The sequence below is a fragment of the Methylobacterium sp. CCH5-D2 genome (assembly GCF_001556475.1).
Lineage (GTDB): Bacteria > Pseudomonadota > Alphaproteobacteria > Rhizobiales > Beijerinckiaceae > Methylobacterium > Methylobacterium hispanicum.
In genome coordinates this window covers 20,922-27,233 of record NZ_LSIX01000162.1, presented here as the reverse complement: position 1 = coordinate 27,233, position 6,312 = coordinate 20,922, and the positions used below count along the sequence as shown (strand labels likewise).

The 6,312-nt window shown below is 61.8% G+C and carries 2 protein-coding genes and 1 pseudogene; 1 reads left to right on the top strand and 2 read right to left on the bottom strand.

The features are described 5' to 3' along the window. Positions 1-303: 303 nt before the first annotated feature. Positions 304-1,104: pseudogene (locus tag AX737_RS34075) on the top strand (IS5 family transposase); the annotation flags it as partial. A 72-nt stretch (positions 1,105-1,176) separates the two neighbouring features. On the opposite strand, the gene AX737_RS03835 reads toward AX737_RS34075, so the two are convergent. Together AX737_RS03835 and AX737_RS03830 are read right to left on the bottom strand one after the other, a co-directional pair. After that, positions 1,177-5,106 carry a rhamnan synthesis F family protein gene (locus AX737_RS03835; protein WP_156453517.1) on the bottom strand — a complete coding sequence of 1,310 codons (3,930 nt, stop codon included), beginning with the start codon at positions 5,104-5,106 and terminating at the stop codon, positions 1,177-1,179. 273 nt (positions 5,107-5,379) lie between these two features. Next, positions 5,380-6,219 (bottom strand): class I SAM-dependent methyltransferase, encoded by an 840-nt coding sequence (locus AX737_RS03830; RefSeq protein WP_066919134.1) that lies wholly within the window; start codon positions 6,217-6,219, stop codon positions 5,380-5,382. Positions 6,220-6,312 lie beyond the last annotated feature (93 nt).

Here is a 6,312-nt window from a genome sequence, read left to right as displayed (position 1 = left end):
CCGGTGGGTCCCTTTTGGACGCCGATCCTGGGTCCCTTTTGGACGCCGATTGACACCCGAGGTCAAGCGCGGCTCTGTCCTGTTGTCACCTCAACGGGTCCTCGAGCGCGCCTTTGACTAGATGACCGGCTTCCGGTGCTTGGCCAGCGACTGTGTAGGCTTTCCCGAAACCTCAGCTTGCCAGCACGTCGTGGCCGCCAGCGGCCTGCCCCGAAGCAAAGCGGCATCCTGCTCTTCCGCAGGGCCGCAAACTTGACCCTCTGAGAATGGCGGACAAATGATGTTTAGACGAGTTGGAAGGGCATGGACGCTCTCGTGCCCGCCGACGTGTGGGCGATAGTCGAGCCGTTTCTGGCGCCTGAACTTGACGAGCCGCGTAGTGGTCGCCCGCCGGCCTCTGATCGGGCGGCGTTGGCCGGCATCATCCTGTCCTGCCCACGGGCGTGCAGGGGAAGCACCTGCCACGGGTGGCGATAGGTTGCAGCGGCAAGACGCGATGGCGGCGGCTGGTTGCCTGGGAGGCGGCCCGGTCCGGGCCGAGCCGCATCGGGCAATGCTAGAGCAGCTTCAGGACGCCGATGCGCTGGATCGGTCGCGTGCTGCTCTCGAAAGCGCCAGCCCGCCCACCGAAAGGGGCGCCGCGACGGGTCCGAACCCTACGGGCTCGGGCAAGCCGGGGACGAGGCGCCCCCGCGTCGTGGACGCCCAGGGGCACGCCGCTCGGACTGAGGCAGAGCGGATCCTACTGCCACGACAGCCGCATGCTGGCCGCCACGCTCGACGCGGTCCGGGCTTGTGGATAGGCCGACCCAGTCGCCCGCGGCGCGGACCCGACAAGCTGCCCGCAGACCAGGACTACGATCGACGTCGTCGTCGGAGCGAGTGCCGCGTGCGCGGCTTCACGGCTCGGATTGACCGGTACGGCACCGAGAGCCGCGAGCGGCTGGATCGCCATCGTGCCGGATCGTGAACCGGGCGCTTGCTTGGCTCGCCCGCTTCCGCCGTCTCACTAGTCGCTACGAGTACCGCGCCGACCGATATCTCGCCTTCACCACGCTCAACTGCTCCCTCATCCACCAAGCTCAGTCCAAACGATGTTGTCCTCGCTTCAAGATCCGGGAACAGCTACGAGAAGCTCTTTCGATGATGAATACGATTTTTCTAAGCCCTAACTCCTTACTCAGGTAGGGCGCCGGCTTTTTCGGACATTTCTTGTCGTATCCGCTGTGCCAAGACACTCGATGTGTAGTCAGGCAGGTCGCAAGGGAGCTGCTTGATTGTTTCAAATGGTATGATTTTACCGACGTTCTTGTCGGCTTTCGTGATCGCTTCATCCAGTGCGCTGGCCAAATCCGAGGGTGTGACATTTGCGATGGAAATAATATTCGACGCGCGCTCTGAAAGATTCTTAAAGGGATAGATGTTCGTGAGAGTTTGAATGCCGGCCTGGGCCATTTCCAACGGCGGATAACTTGGGTGCGGCGACATCATCAGAGAGATGCCGACTGATGAGCGGGAGAGCAGGTCAGCGTACGCGTTCAGCGACACCTTGCCGAGGATGCTTAGATTTTGAACCGATCCGGCGATGTCGGGTGGGTAATCCTCTCCCGCGGACACGATCTGCCATTGCGCCGCGACGGTCGGATTACTCTGCTGCCAACGTCCTATGGCATCGCAGATCGTCGCAAAGCAGTTTCTCGGCGTTCCGGGACGTCCGTAGATGATTAGGATGCGCTCGCGTGGTTTCTGGGATAGGGCGCTCTCGATTGTGGGATTCAGCTGGAAACGAACGACGTAAGCGTCTGGCAGTACGTAGCGGGTAGTCATGAAAGAAGCAAGTTCTTCAGAATTGATCAGCGCAATCATGCGATCGCCGAAGGCATAGGTGGCCTGAGCGAGGCCGTACTGATTCGACCAGCCGTAAAAATCTGGTTCATGATCTTGTACGAGGTAAATCACGCGGGGCGCGTGTTTGTAATAGGCGACTTGACGCATTTGGAAGTCGTACGCGGTGACTGCAGTCCACCAAGCAGTGGCAATGAAGACGTCGTTCGCCCGCAAATCTAGTTCGCTACTCTCCTGATGTGTCAGATCGACGAGCACGCGAGAAAAGTCTGAGTGGGCTCCCGGCGCCACAAGTATCCAGCCTGGAAGAGTACAAACCGCCTCGAGATCAAGCGCACGGGTTGTACAAAGTATGCGCAGATCGACATCGCCGCCGAGTTCAGCAGCTATCTCTTCAAAGATCCGGATCGCCGTGTTGATGCCCCCAAACCGAAGTTCCGGGCTGAGTGTGGGTATCAACAAGTTCAGTCGCGGGCGGGATTTTGTGTCCCGGCGCGTGAGCGTGTTGATTAACTCTGGATTCAGGTTTCGCTTGTCGAGTGTCGGCAAGCGGTTGTTCAGTAGTGTGCGACACGCCCTCAACAGGTCCTGATCAAGATCATCGGCGTTGTGAACAGGTATCAGCGCCGCGGGTGGCACGCGATCTGCGCGGCCGATCTTGACCCACCTGTAGCCCTCTCCTTCAGCGAAAAACAGGATTGCCCGCTCGATGGCGTGCGCAAGGGTCCCGTCGATCTGGCCCGACTCGGCTGGAAAGTCTGTCCAATCGAGATCGAGGTTCAGGAGACCTCGTAGCGCGTCGCACCGTCCCCAATAAAACGAACTCGACGGAAATTCGAGCAGCAACTCCTTGCTGACGATGAGGCCGGCTCTGGCGAGCAGTGCCTTGGCCGTATCATAGTTGCCACCCCAGTTCAGGAGGTTGCGAACCGGCTCGAAATGTTCAGGGTAAACGATGCCGACATCCGGTCGGCCCAGCAGCTTCAGAATTGAGCGCACGATCTCCTGGGAGCCGACCAACGTATCCAGTAGATAGGTGCGCCACGGTGCAAAACGGCTATCGTGGGGAGATCTCTTGGAATGAATATGGAGAAATATCGAGTAAGTTCCGAAGACGTCCTTGAAGCCGACAAGCATCGGCGCAACGTCTCGGCCGATGTTCGGGAAGACCCTGACCGTGAGAGCGCCTTGGTGCGCGGAGAAAGCCGTCTCGATCTCCCGCCGCTTCGCTTCCGTGTCTGTTGAGATGAAGAGATCGACCTGGGTCGGGATGTGCCCCAGATGCGAGCGGATTTCGTCGCAGAGTTCAGGGTAGAAGATGTGGGCGATCACGGCGACTCGATCGGGCAAGTCCGCCTGGTCAGGGACATGATGGAACGGAACCTCCAGCGCGAGGTCCGTGCTGCGGGTGGGCCGTGTACTCTCCACCGCACCGTAGAAGGTCTTCAACCTTGCGGTACGCCGGTACTGGCGGCGCGGAGCCGGGACAGGCCTGCCGAGCGGAGCACGTGCTTCACCACCGTGGTGGGCAAGATGATTTTCGATGGCCTCGACAAGTGCCGGGTTGGTCCCAAGACTCTGGCGCCAGCCCCGCGCATCGGTTTGGGCAAGTCGATCGCGGAGCGCCTGGACCTTGACGAAAGGAAATCCGCGCGTCAGCAGCTCGCGCCAGCCCTCCAGCGTGGCATTGATGGCTCGACCTGGACGGATCGCCGTTGGGAACAGGATCTCGTATGTAAGGCCGGCTTCCTGGAGAGCAGCGGCCGGTGTGATTTCGTAGGCATCGATCACCGCCTGCTTGTCACGCAGGCTTCGCACGCTGTTCCAGAACCGGCGCAAGTAAGGTGAGGTGAGGCCTGCATTCTTGATGACGATGAAGTAGCTCATCAGGTGGTGGCGTACCTGATGGCTATCGGTGAGCGCGACAACGTCGGCAGCGCTGGCCCGCACGCGGTTCACCAACGTGCTGAACTGCTTCGGATCGGTAGGGCCGTAGAGGCTGTCGTTTGCGAGGAGCAGGCAACGCGCGCGCCAGAGATCTGGCAGGACCGACAAGGCTGTGGCCCAGGCCGCGAAGTCCCAGCCGTGGTTGCGCCGGATGATGAGCCCTTCGCACGCGTCGCAGAAGGTGGGCAGCGGCTTCGCGAGGCCCGGCGTGGCCACGGTAAGGATGACCAGGAAGCCGCTCTCGCGGAGAGCCGCGATGTAGTGCCGGGTATGTTCGCCGATCGAGCCATCCGCGCTGTACGTCACGAACACGCAGACATCCCGGTCCTGCAGTTGGGCGGGGGCGCGGCGGATCTCGTAGGGGATGTCGAGAACGGCGCATTCAGCCACGCCATCGTCGGGCGGCCGGATCGTGGCGCGCTCTCCATCGCCGGCCGTGAGGTAATGAGCCAAGGGGTCTTGGCCGGAGCGAGCCGCGTCCGGGTGGCGGTAGCCGTACCAGGAGCGGTCGAAATCCGGGTGCGGATCACGGCCTTCCTCGGCGCCGATGCGGACGTAGTGTGCGAGCGGATTCTCGCCTGTCTCACCCAAAGTCTCGTGATTGTGGACGTACCAGTCCGTATCGAACATCGGGTTGGGATCGAAGCCCTGAGCGGCGCCGCGGATGAGATAGTGGACGAGCGGCGGCATGCCGATGCCGTCGAGACCCGGGACGGCTCTCAAGTAAAAGGCATCGTCAAAGAGCGGGTGTGGCATGTGCCCCGCACCCGAAAGGTAATGCAGCAGCTGCTTCTCGGGCGGTACGTGGGGATTGTGCTGGCCGTACCATCGCGGGTCGAACAATGGGTGCGGTGAACGTCCCTCCCGCGAACCGTCGCGGATGTAATGAACGAGCGGGTTGACGCCCGCGGCGCGCACGTCTCCGTAGCGCTCGAGATACCAGGTGACATCGAAAACAGGATGCGGGTTTCGTCCCTGTTTGTAACCGGTATCCAAGAAGTGGGCGAACGGATTGCGGCCACTCTGCGCGAGGTCCGCATTGTCGCGTGCATACCACTCAGGGTCGAACAGCGGGTGCGGCGTATGTCCCTGCCGCGCGCCTTCGCGCAGATAGTAGTTGGCCGGATCTTTATCGACGTCGCCGTAGGTCGCTCGGTACCAATCCGCGTCAAAAATCTTCCTGATAAGCCTCAAGTCACGGTTCCGCTCGCTTCCAGGCACCTGCTTCCCGTGCTTGAGATACTCCAGGGGGGCCGTCACGGTCCGACCGATGGAACCGATGCGCCTCCGCAGCCATCTCTCACTTGTCTTCACGATGAGCGATCCTGTGTGCTATTGCCTGTATCGAGCTGTAGCGGAACGCTTTGACCCGACCGTCTTCTGCGATGAACAGTTGATTTTGCAGCTTCGCCAGAGTGCTCTATAGCCCTGTCCTCGGTACTCGCATCTCGCGACCAGAGGTACAGCGGTCCTCACTCAGCAGCACGAGAGCTGCCGCGTCGGTCCAGTGCCGGTCCCCGGCCACGAATGTGCGGACCCGTAAAGCTGGATGCGAATTCTGGCGACTCGGTTCCGGGCGCGCAGCTTTCATTCCTGTTCTCCGTCCGGCCAGCGCAGGCCATCGAGCCGCGCCGCAACAGCGTTGAACGGGCGCTGCCCTCGGCCGGGCCGGGCGACAAGAGTCACGCGGTCGGCTCGGGTATTCAGCGGCACAGGCGCGAGACAGTCAAAAACGGAGGTGAAGCCGAGATCTGTGAGCAGGTTCGCCAAGCTGAGGCGGGTGAACCAGAAGCTCGTCGGATTATCGAGTGATGCGCCGAGATTGGCGAGCCGCGTTTCCGGCGAGTCCGTGTCGGCATGCTCGCGGTAGATGCTGCCCCAGTAGGTTCGACCCTCGAAGGCAACCGCGATCTCGGGCTGCATCGCGATCCGTGTATCGATGATGCACAGCGCGGTGCTGACCGCACGGATTGCCTTCAGGAAGTGGAAGCAGGCGGGCTGATCGAGGTGGTAGAGGATGCCGGAGCACAGCACCACGTCGAACTGGCCGTACCGCTCGGCCGAGAACGCCCGGACATCGTCCTGCACGAAGCGCAGATTATCGAGCTCGAGAGCGGCTCGTGCGAAGTCCGCCTTCGCGAAATTGGCTGCCCGGCCCTCGATGCCCAGAACCTGCGCCCCGTGTCGGGCGAACTCGATCGCGTAGAGCCCCTCGCCGCAGGCAAGATCGATCACGCGCAGGCTGTGCAGCGGCCGATCGAGCATGTCTGACACGATCTGCAGAAACTTCAGCGTGCGATGGTTGTCGCCACGCGGTTGGTTGTCGATCGTGAACAGGCCGTACGGGAGCGCGATGTTGGCCGATCCCCAGGGACCGTGTTCCGCGACGATGGCCTCGCGGCCAGCCCTGATCTCATCTTCTGTCATCTTCGGCCTCGCCGACCCGCGGCACGAGCCGCGTGCTGTGGCGCCTCTATAGGTCTGCCCCGTGTCGAAGTCGACGGCCTGGATGCCTCTGCG